Origin of the sequence: Janibacter zhangyanbonis (genome assembly GCF_050507325.1) — a bacterium.
GTDB lineage: Bacteria > Actinomycetota > Actinomycetes > Actinomycetales > Dermatophilaceae > Janibacter.
The window spans coordinates 2,985,138-2,999,902 of the sequence record NZ_CP191481.1 but is presented as its reverse complement, the minus strand read 5'-3'; the positions used below and the strand labels follow the sequence as shown (position 1 = coordinate 2,999,902).

12 protein-coding genes, 2 tRNA genes and 1 pseudogene are annotated in these 14,765 nt (G+C 71.3%); 13 read left to right on the top strand and 2 right to left on the bottom strand.

Annotated features, from left to right (window positions below; genetic code table 11):
* Positions 1-27 precede the first annotated feature (27 nt).
* The 5 genes from ACQBJO_RS14770 (at position 28) to ACQBJO_RS14750 (ending at position 3,967) form a co-directional block, all read left to right on the top strand.
* Entirely contained in the window at positions 28-1,146 is a 1,119-nt protein-coding gene (locus tag ACQBJO_RS14770; RefSeq protein WP_421009222.1) for an ABC transporter ATP-binding protein, read from the top strand.
* Positions 1,143-1,793 carry an ABC transporter permease gene (locus ACQBJO_RS14765; protein ID WP_421009223.1) on the top strand — a complete coding sequence of 217 codons (651 nt, stop codon included), beginning with the start codon at positions 1,143-1,145 and terminating at the stop codon, positions 1,791-1,793. The genes ACQBJO_RS14770 and ACQBJO_RS14765 overlap by 4 nt, the downstream gene beginning before the upstream one ends.
* Positions 1,790-2,518: an ABC transporter permease gene (locus ACQBJO_RS14760; protein ID WP_421009224.1), complete on the top strand. Its 729-nt coding sequence runs from the start codon at positions 1,790-1,792 to the stop codon at positions 2,516-2,518. Before ACQBJO_RS14765 ends, ACQBJO_RS14760 begins: the two co-directional genes overlap by 4 nt.
* Positions 2,515-3,456, top strand: coding sequence for an ABC transporter substrate-binding protein (locus tag ACQBJO_RS14755; protein WP_185220918.1), 942 nt, complete (start codon positions 2,515-2,517; stop codon positions 3,454-3,456). Before ACQBJO_RS14760 ends, ACQBJO_RS14755 begins: the two co-directional genes overlap by 4 nt.
* 106 nt (positions 3,457-3,562) lie before the next feature.
* Positions 3,563-3,967 carry a DoxX family protein gene (locus ACQBJO_RS14750; protein ID WP_421009225.1) on the top strand — a complete coding sequence of 135 codons (405 nt, stop codon included), beginning with the start codon at positions 3,563-3,565 and terminating at the stop codon, positions 3,965-3,967.
* Between the two features lie 1,665 nt (positions 3,968-5,632).
* Here ACQBJO_RS14750 and ACQBJO_RS14745 read toward each other — a convergent pair.
* Positions 5,633-8,002 (bottom strand): annotated as a pseudogene (locus ACQBJO_RS14745) ((Fe-S)-binding protein); the annotation flags it as partial.
* A 251-nt stretch (positions 8,003-8,253) separates the two neighbouring features.
* On the opposite strand from ACQBJO_RS14745, the gene cysK reads away from it, so the two are divergent.
* Together cysK and cysE are read left to right on the top strand one after the other, a co-directional pair.
* Positions 8,254-9,180, top strand: coding sequence for a cysteine synthase A (gene cysK, locus ACQBJO_RS14740; protein ID WP_427801516.1), 927 nt, complete (start codon positions 8,254-8,256; stop codon positions 9,178-9,180).
* A gap of 2 nt (positions 9,181-9,182) precedes the next feature.
* Complete coding sequence (cysE, locus tag ACQBJO_RS14735) at positions 9,183-9,782, top strand: serine O-acetyltransferase (protein WP_421009227.1); 600 nt, start codon at positions 9,183-9,185, stop codon at positions 9,780-9,782.
* Positions 9,783-9,848: 66 nt separating this feature from the next.
* Here cysE and ACQBJO_RS14730 read toward each other — a convergent pair whose 3' ends face one another.
* On the bottom strand, positions 9,849-10,190 hold the full coding sequence (locus tag ACQBJO_RS14730; protein WP_421009228.1) for a protoporphyrinogen oxidase: 342 nt from the start codon (positions 10,188-10,190) through the stop codon (positions 9,849-9,851).
* Between the two features lie 94 nt (positions 10,191-10,284).
* Here ACQBJO_RS14730 and ACQBJO_RS14725 point away from each other — a divergent pair.
* From ACQBJO_RS14725 to ACQBJO_RS14700, 6 genes are all read left to right on the top strand, one after another.
* A tRNA-Ser gene (locus ACQBJO_RS14725) sits at positions 10,285-10,371 on the top strand.
* Positions 10,372-10,435: 64 nt separating this feature from the next.
* Positions 10,436-11,818, top strand: a complete 1,383-nt coding sequence (locus ACQBJO_RS14720; protein ID WP_421009229.1) for a protealysin inhibitor emfourin — start codon at positions 10,436-10,438, stop codon at positions 11,816-11,818.
* A 26-nt stretch (positions 11,819-11,844) separates the two neighbouring features.
* Positions 11,845-12,285 carry a type II 3-dehydroquinate dehydratase gene (aroQ, locus tag ACQBJO_RS14715; protein WP_421009230.1) on the top strand — a complete coding sequence of 147 codons (441 nt, stop codon included), beginning with the start codon at positions 11,845-11,847 and terminating at the stop codon, positions 12,283-12,285.
* Positions 12,286-12,564: 279 nt separating this feature from the next.
* A complete protein-coding gene (locus ACQBJO_RS14710) occupies positions 12,565-12,768 on the top strand; it encodes a cold-shock protein (RefSeq protein ID WP_007927749.1) in 204 nt (67 codons plus the stop codon).
* A gap of 177 nt (positions 12,769-12,945) precedes the next feature.
* Positions 12,946-14,568, top strand: coding sequence for an LCP family protein (locus tag ACQBJO_RS14705; RefSeq protein ID WP_421009231.1), 1,623 nt, complete (start codon positions 12,946-12,948; stop codon positions 14,566-14,568).
* 76 nt (positions 14,569-14,644) lie between these two features.
* Positions 14,645-14,737: transfer RNA gene (locus tag ACQBJO_RS14700), tRNA-Ser, on the top strand.
* The last annotated feature ends 28 nt before the right edge of the window (positions 14,738-14,765 follow it).

Genomic DNA, 14,765 nt, shown 5'->3' with positions numbered 1-14,765 from the left:
CTACACGATCGATGGGACTGGTGCCGGATGATTCGGCTGGACGGCGTCACCAAGCAGTACCCCGACGGCACGGTCGCCGTCGACGACCTGAGCCTCACCGCGCCGGACCGGGCGATCACCGTCCTCGTCGGCCCCTCCGGGTGCGGCAAGACCACCACCCTGCGGATGATCAACCGAATGATCGAGCCGACCGCGGGGTCGGTGACGATCGACGGCCAGGACGTCCTGGCGATGGACGCCGCGCAGCTGCGCCGGGGCATCGGCTACGTCATCCAGCACGGTGGCCTCTTCCCGCACCACACGGTCGAGCGCAATGTCGCGGCCGTCCCGCTCCTGCTCGGCACCGCGAAGAAGACCGCGATCTCCCGGGCCCGTGAGCTGCTCGAGCTCGTCGGTCTCGACCCGGTCCTCGGCCGGCGCTACCCCAGCCAGTTGTCGGGCGGCCAGCAGCAGCGCGTCGGGGTCGCCCGCGCGCTCGCCGCCGACCCGCCGGTCATGCTCATGGACGAACCCTTCAGCGCCGTCGACCCCGTGGTCCGCGAGCAGCTGCAGGACGAGTTCCTGCGGCTGCAGGGCGAGCTCGGCAAGACGATCGTCATGGTCACCCACGACATCGACGAGGCGATCAAGCTCGGCGACCACGTCGCCGTGCTGCGTGTCGGTGGGCGGATCGCCCAGCTGGCCCGACCGCACGAGCTGCTCGCCCACCCGGCCGACGGCTTCGTCGCCGACTTCCTGGGACGCGACCGCGGGTACCGCGCGCTGGGCTTCGAGCGGGCGAGCATCCCGCTGCACGACGAGCCGACCGTGGCGCTGGGCTCGGGTGTCGGCGACGCGGCCGCCCGCGCCGGCAGCGACGGGTGGGTGCTCGTCGTCGACGACCGACGCCACCCCCAGGGCTGGGCGCGACCGGCCGACCTCGGTGACGGGGTGGTCGACGAGACCTCGCTCGCCCTGGGTGGCACGCTCGCCCGGGTCGACGGGCCACTGCGCGCCGCCCTCGACGCGGCGTTGTCCTCGCCGAGCCGCCGCGGGGTCGTCGTCGACGGCGACGGTGCCCTCGCCGGCACCTGCCGGGCCACCGAGGTCCTCTCCGTCATCGAGGCCCAGGAGCGGCCCCATGACCCGGGCGGCGCGACACCATGAGCTGGATCCTCGACCACCTCGACGACGTCCTCGCGCTCACCCTGCGGCACACGTGGCTCGCCGGTCTGCCCCTGCTGCTCGGCCTGCTCGTCGCGCTGCCTCTTGGCTGGCTGGCGCACCGCAGCCCACGCCTGCGTGGTGGCGTCATCGTCGCGGCGGGGCTGCTCTACACCGTGCCGTCGTTGGCGCTCTTCGTCCTCATGCCGCTCGTGCTGGGCACCGGCATCCTCGACCCGATCAATGTCGTCGTCGCCATGACGATCTACACCGTCGCGCTGCTCGTGCGCTCGGTCGTCGACGGCCTGGGCTCGGTGCCCGAGGAGGTCGAGCGGTCGGCGACGGCGATGGGCTACACGCCGGTGCGCCGGTTCTTCGGCGTCGAGCTGCCCCTCGCCGTGCCGGTCATCGCGGCCGGCCTGCGGGTCGCCGCGGTCAGCAATGTCTCGATCGTCTCGATCGCCTCGCTCATCGGCGTCAGCCAGCTCGGTGACCTGCTCGTCGACGGCTACAACCGGGCGATCGGCGGCGAGCTGCTCGCCGGCATCGCCGGGTGCATCCTGCTCGCCCTCGTCCTCGACATCGCGATCCGGCTCCTCGAGCGTGCGCTCACCCCGTGGCGGCGGGCGCGGGAGGGGAGCGAGGCATGATCGGGTCCATCCTCGAGTGGCTGACGAGTGCCGACGCGTGGTCGGGAGCCGACGGGATCCTCGCGCGGCTGCTCGAGCACGTGGGCTACACCCTGCTCGTGCTCGTCATCGCCGCGGCCATCGCCATCCCCGTCGGCCTGTGGATCGGGCACTCCGGCCGTGGCCGGTGGCTCGTCACCGCGGCCAACGCCCTGCGCGCCGTGCCGACCCTCGGCCTGCTCTTCGCCCTCACCCTCGTCCTGCTGCCCCGCCTGCCGGGCGACGCCGCCTTCCTCGTCCCGAGCGTCATCGTCCTCGTGCTCCTGGCGATCCCTGCGATCCTCTCCGGCACCTACGCCGGGGTCGAGGCCGTCGACCCCGCCGCCCGCGACGCCGCCCGCGGCATCGGCATGACCGGCAGCCAGGTGCTGTGGAAGGTCGAGCTGCCCATCGCCCTGCCCCTGCTCCTGTCCGGCCTGCGGGCCGCGGTGCTCCAGGTCGTCGCCACGGCGACCGTCGCCGCCTACGTCGGCCTGGGCGGCCTCGGCCGCTTCCTCATCGACGGGCTGGCCACGCAGGACTACGCGATGACCGCCGGCGGCGCGAACCTCGTGGCCCTCCTCGCGCTGGCGCTGGACGCTCCCTTCGCCCTGCTGGGCCGGGTCGTCGTCTCGCCGGGACTCACCGGCCGCACCCGCTCCCTTCGTCCCTCGTCCGACCCCATCACCGCTGGAGGAACCCCATGACCCCGACCATCCGCGTGCCCCGTCGTGCCCGCGTCGCCGCGCTGTCCCTGACCATGGTCGGAGCCCTCGGGCTGACCGCGTGCGGTGGCGGCGGCGACCCGCTCGCCAGCTCCTCGTCGTCGGGCGAAGGGGGTGACGCCGGCGGTGGCGTCGTCGTGGGGTCCGCGGACTTCTCCGAGTCGATCCTGCTCGCCCACATCTACGCCGGCGCGCTCGAGGCCGACGGCGTGGAGGCCTCGACCAAGACCGGCATCGGCTCCCGCGAGGTCTACCTCAAGGCGCTCGAGGAGGGCTCCGTCGACGTCGTGCCGGAGTACACCGGCAACCTCGCGCTCTACTACGACAAGAAGTTCGCCGAGACCGACCCCGACAAGACCTACGACGGGCTCACCGAGGTGCTGCCTGACGGGCTGGCGGTCCTGGACAAGTCCGAGGCCGAGGACAACGACTCCATCGTCGTCACGAAGGAGACCGCGGACTCGCAGGACCTGAAGACGCTCGAGGACCTCACCGACGCGGCCGGGGAGATGACGCTCGGTGCGCCGTCGGAGTTCAAGACGCGGGCGCAGGGCATCCCCGGGCTGAAGAGCACCTACGACATCGAGTTCCAGAGCTTCCGTCCGCTCAAGCCCGGGCAGGCCACCAACGGTGCGCTGAAGAACGGGCAGATCGACGCGGCCAACATCTTCAGCACCGACCCGGCGATCGTCGAGAACGACTTCGTCGTCCTCGAGGACACCAAGAAGCTCTTCGGCAGCCAGAACGTCGTGCCGCTGGTGCGCGAGGACTCGCAGGAGCAGGTGGCCGAGACGCTCGACGAGGTCTCCGCGAAGCTGACGACCGAAAAGCTGCAGGAGCTGCTCAAGCGGACCGACATCGACAAGGAGGACCCGGACAAGGTGGCCGCGGACTTCCTCAAGGAGGAGGGGCTCGACTGACCGGGCAACTGTGGCCGAGGTCACATGTGGGCCCGGGAAGAAGTCGGCGCTACTGACGCTTGAGACCTTCGATAGTTAAACAAACAACTAATTCGGAGGTTCCCCCGTGGACATCATCGTCTTCATCGCCCGCATCCTGTTCGCCGCGATCTTCGTCGCGTCCGGCATCGGCCACCTGACCCAGACCGAGGCGATGGCGGGCTACGCCAAGTCCGTGGGCGTCCCGGCGGCCAAGCTGAGCGTCATCGTCTCCGGCGTGCTCATGGTCGTCGGCTCCCTCTCGATCATCCTCGGCGTCTGGGGCGACCTCGGCTCGTTGATGATCCTCGTCGCGGTCGCGCCGATCGCCTTCCTCATGCACCAGTTCTGGAAGGCCGACGGTGAGGCCCGCATGAACGAGCAGATCCAGTTCAACAAGACCCTCTCGCTGGCCGGTGGCGCCCTCGCGCTCTTCGCGCTCTTCGCCCTGGTCCCCGAGCTCGGCCTGACGATCACCGGTCCGCTGCTCTGAGCGACCCTCGCCTGACGTCGGCCCCGGTCACTCGGCCGGGGCCGACGCATGTCCGGTGGGGGTGGGGCGCCGGGCGGGTGTGCCTGACGGCGTTGATGTCACGTGGTTGCCCCTCTCCGGGCAACCAGGTGACACCAACGACGCCGGGTCAGGACGGCGTCCGGCCCACCCCATGACGGAGGGGGCTGCGCACCGTGGTGCGCAGCCCCCTTCGTCTGGTGGGGAGTCCCGAGGTCACTCCCAGGAGGGGTTGGCGTTCTTCTTCGCCAGCTCCGACAGGTGGTCGCTGTCGCCTGCGGGTGCAGGTGCCGCCTCGGTTGCCTCCGGCGCCGCGGCCGGCTCCTCGGCGACCGGCTCGGTGACCTCGGCGGAGGGAGCGGATTCCTCCGCCTCCGCCGGAGCCTCGGACACCGGCTCCTCAGTCGAAGCCTCGGCCTCGCTGGAGGGAGCCTCGGCCTCGCTGGAGGGAGCCTCGGTCTCGGCGGCCGGGGCGGCCGCGGCCGGGGCGGCGGCGAAGCCGGTCTCCCAGGAGGGGGCGGCGTTCTTGGCGGCGAGGTCGCTGTCACCAGTGGCTGCCGGGCTGGCAGCTGCGGCGGGCGCGGTCTCGGCCTGGGGAGCGGACTCCTCGGCCGGAGCCTCCTGCACCGGAGCCTCGGTCACCGTCTCCTCGGCCGGAGCCTCCTGCACCGGAGCCTCGGTCACCGTCTCCTCGGCCGCGGGGGCCTCGGTCTCCGCAACGGCAGGGGCCGCAGCCGGAGCGCCGGTCTCCCAGGACGGGGTGGCGTTCTTGGCGGCAAGGGAGTCGTCCGCCGCGGGCGCCTCGGCAGCGGGTGCCTCGGTGGCCTCGGCGGCGGGTGCCTCGGTGACCTCGGCGGCGGGTGCCTCGGCCGAGGTCTCCTCGCTCTTCGCCTCGTCAGCCGTGGTGCCCGCAGCCGGCGCGGTAGGAGCCGAACCGGTCTCCCAGGAGGGAGCCGCGTTCTTCGCTGCGACCGAGTCGTCAGCAGCCGGAGTGGCGGTGGCCTCGGCGGCGGGCGCCTCGGTCTTCGCCTCCTCGGCGGCCGGCGCGGTGGCACCGGTCTCCCAGGACGGGGCGGCGTTCTTGTCCGCAGCGGTGGCCTCGGCGGCGGGCGCCTCGGTCTTCGCCTCCTCGGCGGCCGGCGCGGTGGCACCGGTCTCCCAGGACGGGGCGGCGTTCTTCTCGGCAGCCGAGCCGGTCTCCCACGAGGGTGCGGCGTTCTTGTCCGCAGCGCTGGCGTCGGCGGCGGGCGCCTCGGCCTTCGGCTCCTCGGCGGCCGGCGCGGCAGCACCGGTCTCCCAGGACGGGGCCGCGTTCTTCTCGGCAGCCGAGCCGGTCTCCCACGAAGGAGCCGCGTTCTTGTCCGCAGCCGAGCCGGTCTCCCACGAAGGAGCCGCGTTCTTGTCCGCAGCCGAGGTAGCGGCGGCCGCGGTGCCCGCGGCAGCAGCAGCGCCACCAGCGGCGGCGCCCGTCTCCCACGAGGGTGCGGCGTTCTTGTCCGCGGCGGTGGCCTCGGTGGCAGGCGCCTCGGTCTTCGTCTCCTCGTCACCCGGAGCCTGCGCCCCCTTCGCCTCGGCCGGGGCCTGCGTGGCCTCCGCCGTCGGGGCGGCCTCGGTGGACTCCTCGGTCTCGGCGGCGGCAGGCGCGGCCTTCGCCGGGGCCGGAGCGGCCTCCTTGACCGACGCGAGCAGCATCTGCGCGACGTCGACGACCTCGATGTCCTCGGAGGCACCCTCGGACTGCTTGGCCGTGAGGCCGTCGCTCAGCATGACGCGGCAGAAGGGGCAGCCCACGGCGATCCGGTCGGCGCCGGTCGCGATGGCCTCCTCGGTGCGGTTGAGGTTGATGCGGGAGCCGAGCTGCTCCTCCATCCACATGCGGGCACCACCGGCGCCACAGCAGAAGGACTTCTCCTTCGACCGCTCCATCTCCTTGAGCTCGACACCCGGCAGGGCCGAGATGAGCTCACGCGGCGGGGCGTAGACGTTGTTGTGGCGACCCAGGTAGCAGGGGTCGTGGTAGGTCACGGACGGAGCCGAGGAGGCGACGTCCTTGTTGCTCGACTTGCGCGGACCCTCCGGGCGGTTGACCGGGACGATCTTCTTCTCGCGGACGAGACGGTTGAGCAGCTGCGTGTGGTGCAGCACCTCGTACTTGCCGCCGAGCTGCGGGTACTCGTTCTTGATCGTGTTGAAGCAGTGCGCGCAGGTGACGACGATCTTCGTCGCGCCGAGCTCGTTGAGGGTCTCGACGTTCTGCTCAGCGAGCATCTGGAAGAGGACCTCGTTGCCCGCACGGCGAGCGGAGTCACCGGTGCAGGTCTCGCCGTTGCCCAGGACGGCGAAGCTCACGCCGGCGTGGTCGAAGAGCTCGGCCACGGCGCGGGTCGTCTTCTTCGCGCGGTCCTCGTAGGCGCCGGCGCAGCCGACCCAGAAGAGGTAGTCGACGTCGTCGGCGGACTCGACGTCCTCGCCGAGCACCTTGACGGCGAAGGGGAGGTCCTTCGCCCAGTCCATGCGCGCCTTGGCGCCCATGCCCCAGGGGTTGCCCTTGGACTCCAGCTTCTTAAACAGGCCCCCGAGCTCGCTCGGGAAGGCCGACTCGATGAGGTTCTGGTAGCGGCGCATGTCGACGATGTGGTCGACGTGCTCGATGTCGACGGGGCACTGCTCGACGCAGGCGCCACAGGTGGTGCACGACCACAGGACGTCCTCGTCGATGACCGCGTCGGGGCCGTGCGGGTTGTAGGCCGACAGCGGGTGGTCGATGTCGTAGCCGGTCTGGCCGACGAGGGACATCTCGCCCCAGTTGATCGCGTACGGCTCGGCCGTCGCGACCGCGCCCTCGGCCTGCCCGGCCTCGGCGCCACCGAAGGCGACGGCACCGTCGGCGGTCTGGCCCTTGGCGGCGCTCGCGGGGGTGTAGACGCCCGAGACGCCCTGTGCCGCAGCGAGGTACGGAGCCTTGGCGTGCGCGTGGTCGCGCAGCGTCATCATGAGCAGCTTGGGGGAGAGGGGCTTCTCGGTGTTCCACGCGGGGCACTGGCTCTGGCAGCGACCGCACTCGGTGCAGGTGCTGAAGTCGAGCAGGCCCTTCCACGTGAAGTCCTCGACCTTGCCGACGCCGAGGGTGGAGTCCTCCTCCATCTCCTCCATGACCTCCATGGAGAAGGGCTTGCCGTCGACGAGCATCGGCTGCAGCTCACCCAGGGAGGTGCGGCCGTCGGCGTGACGCTTGAAGTAGATGTTGAAGAAGGCGAGGAAGCGGTGCCAGGCGACACCCATCGTCGGGTTGATCGAGATGGTGATCATCCAGGCGTAGGAGATCAGCAGCTTGATGAGCGCGACGATCACGATGCCCGCCTCGAGGGCCTCGACCGACATGCCGGTGAAGAGCGAGCCCAGCCAGCCCGTGAGCGGGAAGTGCAGGAGCGAGGCGTGGTCGGCCTCGCCGGTGTTGAGCAGGAGCGCGCGCTCCAGGCCGCGCAGCAGGGCGATGCAGATGCCCACGCCGAGGATCGTCAGCTCGACGTAGTAGGCCTGCCAGAAGGTCGAGCCGAAGAAGCGGGACTTGCGGCCCTCGTCGCCGGCGGCCGAGCGCGGGTGGTTCTTCTGCCGGATGACCATCAGCATGACGATCGTGATGATGCCGGTCATCGCGAAGAGCTCGGTGATCCACTCGTAGAGGAAGAAGTGGCCGATGAGCGGCAGCACGAAGTGAGCGTCGAAGAGCTGGACCGTCGCCTGCACCAGGGTCAGGAAGAGGACCCCGAAGGAGATCATCGTGACCCAGTGCGCGATCGCCACGATGGGCAGTCGCGACATCCGGGTGTGTCCGAGGAACTCCCGCAGCAGCGTCGCCGTGCGGGCGCCGGGCTGACCCGTGCGCTCCTTGGCCGGCGTCGACGCTCCGAGCTTGAAGACGGTGACGAAGTGCTTGACGGCTCGAGCGAGCAGGCCCCATCCGACGATGGTGATCCCGACCCCGAGGATGATCGCGACGATCTGGAGGGCAGACATGGGGTCGAGTCTAGGTCTCGAGCCCTGCCCCGACAGCCTGATGGAGGTGCGGCACTCGTCACCCAAGCCGACCCTCACCAGCACCGGACGACGGGCGAAGGGAGGGCCCGGCCCCCTTCGCCTCGTGGCGGTGAGACCCGCTTGCGGCAATAGATAACGCGGTGTTGGAATATCCATAACATCTCGTTCGTTGTCGCGGGCGAGCCGCCGCGCACCGCGGCACCCAGTCAGCCCCGATGGAAGGAACCGCGTTGCCCATCTACGAAGACGCCACCAAGCTCGTCGGCCGGACCCCGCTGGTGCGGATCAACCGCATCATCGACTCCGAGGCCACGGTCGCCGCGAAGCTCGAGTTCTACAACCCCGCCAGCTCGGTCAAGGACCGTATCGGTGCCGCGATCATCGACGCGGCGGAGGCCTCCGGTGACCTTGAGCCCGGCGGCACGATCGTCGAGGCGACCTCGGGCAACACGGGTATCGCCCTGGCCATGGTCGGTGCGGCCCGCGGCTACAAGGTCGTTCTCGCCATGCCGGAGACCATGTCCAAGGAGCGCCGGGCGCTGCTGCGGGCCTACGGGGCGGAACTCGTCCTCACCGAGGGCGCCAAGGGGATGAAGGGCGCGGTCGAGAAGGCCGAGGAGATCGCTGTCGAGCGGGGCGCGGTCCAGGCTCGCCAGTTCGCCAACGCGGCCAACCCGGCCATCCACGAGAAGACCACTGGTCCGGAGATCTGGGAGGACACCGACGGTGAGGTCGACATCCTCATCTCCGGCATCGGCACCGGCGGCACCATCACCGGCGCCGGCCGCTACCTGCGCTCGCAGAAGTCGGACATCCAGATCATCGCGGTCGAGCCGGCCGAGTCCCCGATCCTCAACGGTGGCGCCCCCGGCCCGCACAAGATCCAGGGCCTGGGTGCCAACTTCGTGCCCGAGATCCTCGACACCGAGATCTACGACGAGGTCATCGACATCGACGCCCCGACGGCGATGGACTGGGCGCGTCGATCGGCCACCGACGAGGGTCTGCTCGTCGGCATCTCCTCCGGCGCCGCCTTCGCGGCGGCGGACCAGGTGGCCCGCCGGCCGGAGAACGCCGGCAAGACGATCGTCGTCATCATCCCGAGCTTCGGCGAGCGTTACCTCTCCACCCCGCTCTTCGAGGGCCTGCTCGACTGACCGTGGCCTCCCACCTGTCGATCCGGGCCACGATCCGTGAGGATCTCGCCGCGGCCATGGAGCGCGACCCCGCCGCGACCTCGCGGTGGGTCGTGCTCCTGACCTCCGCCGGGCTGCACGCCATCTGGCTGCACCGCATCGGCCACCGCTGGTGGATGCGCCCCGGCGGGAAGTGGCCCGCGCGCGTGCTCGCCTATCTCTCGCGCTCCTTCACCGGGATCGAGATCCACCCGGGTGCCCACATCGGGCGCCGCTTCTTCATCGACCACGGGATGGGTGTCGTCATCGGCGAGACGGCGGTCGTCGGCGACGACGTCATGCTCTTCCACGGCGTGACGCTCGGCGGCACCTCGGGTCGGCGGGTCAAGCGCCACCCCACCCTCGGCGACCACGTCATGGTCGGCGCGGGGGCGAAGATCCTCGGCGACGTCCACGTCGGCAACAACGTCAAGGTCGGCGCCAACTCGGTCGTCGTCAAGGACGTGCCGACCGGCGCCGTCGCCACGGGCATCCCGGCGCAGTACCGCTTCCCGGCGCTCGAGGGCCGCGACGCCCTCTCCCCGCAGGAGCTGCTCTACGCGGACCCGGCGCTCTTCATCTGAGGCCGCATGGCGAAGGGGGTGCCCCACCGGTCATCGGTGGGGCACCCCCCTTCGTCACGTCGCGGGTCAGGCCGGTGTCGGGCCGTCACCCAGCGGGTAGGTCGACGGGCCCTGGGTGTCGGCGGCGACACCGCCCGGGACGTCGCGCGACGGGTCGCCCTTGATCTTGCTGGCGCCCTCGCGCATCTTGTCGCCCGCGACAGAGGCGGCGGTGCTCACGGCGTCGAGCGCGGCGGGGGCGGCCTTGGTCTTGGCGGCGTGCTTCGCGGTCGCCACCTGCTGCTGCACCGGCTGCGACTGCCACGCCTTGGCGGCGCCGGATCGGATCTGCTCGTAGCGCTGGCGGCCAGCTCGTGCACCGAGCACGTAGCCGACGGCGGCGCCGAGGACGAAGGAGATCTTCGACATCGTGTGGTCCTTTCGCTCTGCGGTGACTTCTGCCCTCGACACTACCTGCGACAGGCATGGCCTACCGTGGACTCGCCCGCCTCCCGGCGGGCCAGGAGGGCTCGCATAGTGGCCTAGTGCGGCGGTCTTGAAAACCGCTATGGCGGCAACGTCATCGTGGGTTCGAATCCCACGCCCTCCGCTGCTCCTCCGGAGGCCGGACGCGACCGGGTGCGGTTGTCGGGGGTGAGGAGTTCACTGGGTGGATGACCCGGTGCAGCATCGTCCCCCCGCACGTCCTCGCCGCGCTCGCCCGCTCCGACCAGCCGGGCCCGGCGCTCGTCGCCGCCCGCACGCTGGCCATCGATGCCTCGCTGCGTCATGAGCGGCCCCCTGTCGGGTCCCGCACCACCGCCGTGCCGCCGGACCGGTCGGGTGAGGCCGGGCCGCGCCGCACCATCCACGACGCGCGCGGGGGCGAGGACCTGCCCGGCGACGTCGTGCGCGCCGAGGGCGACCCGCCGACGGGTGACCCGGCAGCCGACGAGGCCCACGACGGGCTCGGCCTGACCTGGCAGCTGTGGGCGCAGGAGTACGGCCGCGACTCGCTCGACGGGGCGGGGATGCCGCTCGTCGCGACGGTGCACTACGCCGAGCAGTACGACAACGCCTTCTGGAACGGCGAGCAGATGGTCTTCGGCGACGGTGACGGCGAGACCTTCGGCCGCTTCACCGCCAGCCTCGACGTCATCGGGCACGAGCTCGCGCACGGGGTCACCGAGCACACGGCGGGGCTGCTCTACCGCGGTCAGTCCGGGGCGCTCAACGAGCACGTCTCCGACGTCTTCGGGGTCCTCGTCAAGCAGCGCCACCTCGACCAGTCCGCCGACGAGGCCGACTGGCTCATCGGCGCCGAGCTGCTGCTGCCCGGGGTGCAGGGCCGCGCGCTGCGGTCGATGGCGGCGCCGGGCACCGCCTACGACGACCCCCGGCTGGGTCGCGACCCGCAGCCGGCGCACATGGACGACTTCGTGCGCACGAGCGACGACAACGGCGGCGTTCACATCAACTCCGGCATCCCCAACAAGGCCTTCCACCTGGCGGCGACCGCGATCGGCGGCCCCGCGTGGCAGGCACCCGGCCTCATCTGGCGCGACGTGCTCCTGGGCGACATCAGCGCCGACTGCGACTTCGCGACCTTCGCCGCCCTCACCGTCGCGGCCGCAGGTGCCCGCTACGGCGAGGGCTCCACACAGGCAGCAGCCGTGGTCGACGCCTGGCAGCAGGTGGGCGTCACCCCCGCCGGCGAAGGGGGAGCCCCCGCGCCTTCCAAGGAGCGGACTGCGCCGCCTGAGCCGGCCGACGAGGACGCCGCGCTGCGGCTCACCCGGACCGGAGGGGTCGGCGGCATGACCCGCACCCGGGAGCTCCGGCTCGGCGAGCTCCCCCCGCCCGACGCGCGCGCCTTCCGCTCGCTCCTCGAGGGGCCGCAGCTGCCGCGCCTCGCCGACGAAGGGACGCCGCGGCCGGACGCCTTCTGCTACGGCGTGAGCTGCGAGCGGCCCGCGCTCGACGTGCAGGTCGCCGAGTCGGTGCTGCCGCGCGCGACCCGACGGCTCTTCGAGCGGACCCTGCGGCGGGAGGGCTGAGACTCCCTTCGCACTAGGCTGCCGGGGTGAGCGATCGACCCGTCCTCGTGGTCCTCAACGGCCCCAACCTCAACCTCCTCGGCGAGCGCGAGCCCGACGTCTACGGGCACGAGACGCTCGCCGATGTCGAGGCCCTGTGCCGTGCCCGCACCGACGAGCTCGGCTGGAGCCTGGACTTCCGGCAGACCAACCACGAGGGCGTCATGATCGACGCGATCCACGAGGTGCGCACGAGGGCGGTCGGTGTGGTCGTCAACGCCGGCGGCTGGACCCACACCTCGGTGGCGATCCGCGACGCGCTCGCCGCCGTGCGGTGCCCGGTCATCGAGGTGCACATCTCCGACGTGCACGCCCGCGAGGAGTTTCGCCACCACTCCTACATCTCCGACGTGGCCGCCGAGGTCATCGTCGGCCGGGGCGTGCCGGGCTATGCCGAGGCCATCGACGCGGTCCGCCGGCACGCCTGACCGACGGGTCGCGGTGCTCCCGACCCGGAGCGTACGGCCCGGGCAGGCGCGCGGAGCGTTCCGGGCAATGTGACGCAATCGCGCTCCGCGGGGTATTTGCTGGTAGCGTCCACCGCGTAGTTGCAGTACAGAACTTCTCGCATGATGCGAACGGGTCCGACGCCACGTCGAGCCCACAGTGTTTCCAGGGGCGTGTACCCCCTGCCGAGGGGCGCTTGCAGCTGGCAAGGGACCGCGACCTGCGGGCCCGGATAGTTCAACACGAAAGAGATTCACCCCATGGCACAGGGCACCGTTAAGTGGTTCAACGCTGAGAAGGGCTTTGGTTTCATCGCCCAGGACGGCGGCGGCCCCGACGTGTTCGTTCACTACTCCGCTATCGACACGACCGGCTACCGGTCCCTCGACGAGGCGCAGCGCGTCGAGTTCGAGATCACCCAGGGCCCCAAGGGCCCCCAGGCTGAGCGCGTCCGTCCCGTCTGAGACGACGCACACCTGATGCGGTGATCCCACCGCTTCCATACGAAGGCCCCCGCCTGACGGCGGGGGCCTTCGTCGTTGTCCGGCTGCGAGGCCCCCGGCCTGAAGGCGGGGGCTTTCGTCGTTGTCCGCCTGCGATGACGCCGCCGCCTCCCAGTGCCTGCCTGTATCGTGCCCGCGATGACCACCGAGGACGACGGCCCTGCGGAGACGCGCGCCGCACGACGACAGCGCGAGCGAGAGCTCGAGCGCAGTCGTCGCTCCCCTCCGCGCGGTCGTGACGAGTCCACGTCCGAGCCCGCCTTCGGCTCCCGCGCCGCGCGTCGGGAGCACGCCGCCGGGCTCGGGACCCACCACACGCGCACGACGCTGCGTGAGCACCGCGAGGGCAGGCGAGCCACCCGGCGTCGCCGTGCCCTCGTCGCCGGTGGAGCGGCCGTCGCGCTCGCGACCTCGGTGGGGCTCGGTGTCGCCATGCACCTCGACGACAACATCTCGCGGGTGGACATCGGGCACGGCTCCACGCAGCGGCCCGACGACGTCGACGGTGCGCTCAACATCCTCGTCATCGGCTCCGACACCCGCGAGGGGCTCGGGACGACCGAGTACGGCGTCGGCACCGCCGAGGGCGGTCCGCGCTCCGACACCAACCTGCTCGTGCACATCTCGGCCGACCGCAAGTCCACGTACGTCGTCTCGATCCCGCGCGACTCGATGACCAAAGCGCCGACCGACTGCGCGGACCCGACCTCGACGGTCGCCAACGGCGAGGTCCGTCGATGGAACGACAACTTCAACCAGGGCGGGCCGGCGTGCACGGTCAAGACCCTCGAGGGGCTCACCGGCATCTACGTCGACCACGTCGCCGTCATCGACTTCGGCGGCTTCCAGTCGATGGTCGACGGCCTCGGCGGCGTCGAGGTCTGCCTGCCGGAGGCGGTCCACGACGAGGACGCGCAGATCAGCCTCGAGGCGGGACGGCAGCGGCTGCAGGGCAAGGAGGCGCTCGGCTACGTCCGGATGCGCAAGACGCTGGGTGACGGCTCCGACCTGCAGCGGATCAAGCGGCAGCAGGCCTTCATGTCGTCGATGGCCCAGGAGGCGACGAAGACCTCGCTCCTGCTGCGCCCCGACCGGCTCTACAAGTTCCTCGACGCGGCGACGAAGTCGATGACCGCGGACGACGACCTCGGCCTGCGTCGGATGATGTCGATCGCCTCGAGCCTCAAGGGGATCGGCACCGACAAGATCGTCTTCGTCACCGTGCCCACCGAGGCCTATCCCGCCGACGTCAACCGCGTGCAGTGGCGCGAGGAGGCCGCCGACGAGCTGTGGACCGCGGTGCGCAACGACACCCCGCTGCCCGGCCAGGAGCCGAAGAAGAAGATCAAGCAGCGCGCCCTCACCGTCGCCCCGTCGGACATCGCGGTGAGCGTCGTCAACGACACCGGCACCAGCGGTCTGGCGAGCCAGGAGATGGCGGCCCTGCAGGTCCAGGGGTTCACCGCCACGGTCGCGGACGTGGCCCCCACCTCGGCGACGAAGGGGGTCATCGTGCGCCACGCGCAGGGCGACACCGAGGCGGCCCGCACCGTCGCGGCCGCCTACCCCGGCGCGAAGTTCGTCGTCGACGAGGGCCTCACCGCGGGCACCGTCCAGGTCGTCCTCGGCTCGGGTGCGGACACCGCCCGCGAGGTGCCCAACCGCCAGGGCTCCGAGCCGCTGCCGACCGCGACGGTCACGGCCCCACCGGCCCCGACCGCCGTCGAGAGCCGCACCGCCGACGAGGACATCTGCGGCTGATCGACCCTCTCCGGTGGTCCGCACGGCCCCGAGTTGGATGCCCGCCCACCCGGCAGATACTCTGTCCGGGTTGTCTGGAGGCGTCGCCTAGTCCGGTCTATGGCGCCGCACTGCTAATGCGGTTTGGGCTAACCGCCCATCGAGGGTTCAAATCCCTCCGCCTCCGCCAGCAGGCAGGACCCCGGTCGCCACGCGGC

Coding starts and splice junctions, on each gene's coding strand:
- ACQBJO_RS14770 (WP_421009222.1), top strand. CDS start 28: ATGATTCGGCTGGACGGCGTCACCAAGCAGTACCCCGACGGCACGGTC.
- ACQBJO_RS14765 (WP_421009223.1), top strand. CDS start 1,143: ATGAGCTGGATCCTCGACCACCTCGACGACGTCCTCGCGCTCACCCTG.
- ACQBJO_RS14760 (WP_421009224.1), top strand. CDS start 1,790: ATGATCGGGTCCATCCTCGAGTGGCTGACGAGTGCCGACGCGTGGTCG.
- ACQBJO_RS14755 (WP_185220918.1), top strand. CDS start 2,515: ATGACCCCGACCATCCGCGTGCCCCGTCGTGCCCGCGTCGCCGCGCTG.
- ACQBJO_RS14730 (WP_421009228.1), bottom strand. CDS start 10,190: ATGTCGAAGATCTCCTTCGTCCTCGGCGCCGCCGTCGGCTACGTGCTC.
- ACQBJO_RS14720 (WP_421009229.1), top strand. CDS start 10,436: ATGACCCGGTGCAGCATCGTCCCCCCGCACGTCCTCGCCGCGCTCGCC.
- ACQBJO_RS14710 (WP_007927749.1), top strand. CDS start 12,565: ATGGCACAGGGCACCGTTAAGTGGTTCAACGCTGAGAAGGGCTTTGGT.
- ACQBJO_RS14705 (WP_421009231.1), top strand. CDS start 12,946: ATGACCACCGAGGACGACGGCCCTGCGGAGACGCGCGCCGCACGACGA.